At 43.9% G+C, this 1,035-nt stretch carries 1 protein-coding gene and 1 pseudogene; both read right to left on the reverse strand.

The window, feature by feature from the left end; all coding sequences use genetic code 11:
* The coding region (locus tag R7E00_RS25155) for a dipeptide/oligopeptide/nickel ABC transporter ATP-binding protein (protein WP_318124932.1) at positions 1–649 on the reverse strand (649 nt) is incomplete at its 3' end.
* Between the two features lie 36 nt (positions 650–685).
* Positions 686–1,035 (reverse strand): annotated as a pseudogene (locus R7E00_RS25160) (ABC transporter ATP-binding protein); the annotation flags it as partial.

Raw genomic sequence — 1,035 nt, forward strand, 5'->3', positions numbered from 1 at the left:
CCGACAAATCGTGAGAGATGAAGATGATGGCAAGGTTCATTTCTTGTTGAAGTTGCAGCAACAAGTTGAGAATTTGCGCCTGAACCGATACATCCAGTGCAGATACTGATTCATCACAAATCAACAGCTTTGGCTTCAGTGCTATCGCACGAGCAATACCAATACGCTGACGCTGGCCACCAGAGAATTCGTGCGGATAACGGTTCACAGCCGTTTCAGGCAAGCCAACTTTCACCAACAGCTCTTTCACCCATTGTTTACGCTCTGCAGGAGTGCCTATTTTATGGATGATATACGGCTCTTCCAAAATCATACCAATGGTGTGACGCTGGTTAAGTGACTCCATTGGATCCTGAAAGACAATCTGCATGTCTTTACGCAACGAGCGCATCTCTTTGACAGAGAACTTTGTGATGTCTTTGCCTTCAAAGAAAATCTTACCTTCTGTTGGCTCATACAATTTTAGAATCGTACGTCCTAAGGTACTTTTACCACAACCAGATTCACCAACGAGTCCCAATGTTTCTCCTTCTGAAACCGACAAGGAAACGCCGTCTACAGCTTTGATCGTGTAGCCCTTCTTAAACAGTCCTTTACCAGATACAAAGTGCTGCTTAAGATTTTCAATTCTTAATACTTCTTTGGCCATAACATCCTCTTTTATGACTTGTTCACTTTGCACCAGTTAGCTAGCAAACATGCTGGCATCGATTGGTTTGATATCAATCATCTGCTTAGGTTCGTTGTCCAAGCTTGGCATTAAGCCCATCAAACGTTCCGTGTAAGGGTGCTGCGGATTGTCAAACAGCTCAAAAATCTCCGCTTTTTCGACAATACGACCACCATACATTACCGCAACGTCATCACACACTTCAGCTACTACGCCTAAATCATGGGTAATGAAGATCATTGCCATGCCCGTTTCTTCTTGAAGTTCATTCATTAGTTCAAGGATAGACGCCTGTACCGTTACATCCAGTGCCGTCGTTGGCTCATCACAAATCAAGATATCTGGTTTACATGCGAGTGCCATTG

Source organism: Vibrio sp. Vb1755 (genome assembly GCF_033338635.1).
GTDB lineage: Bacteria > Pseudomonadota > Gammaproteobacteria > Enterobacterales > Vibrionaceae > Vibrio > Vibrio alginolyticus.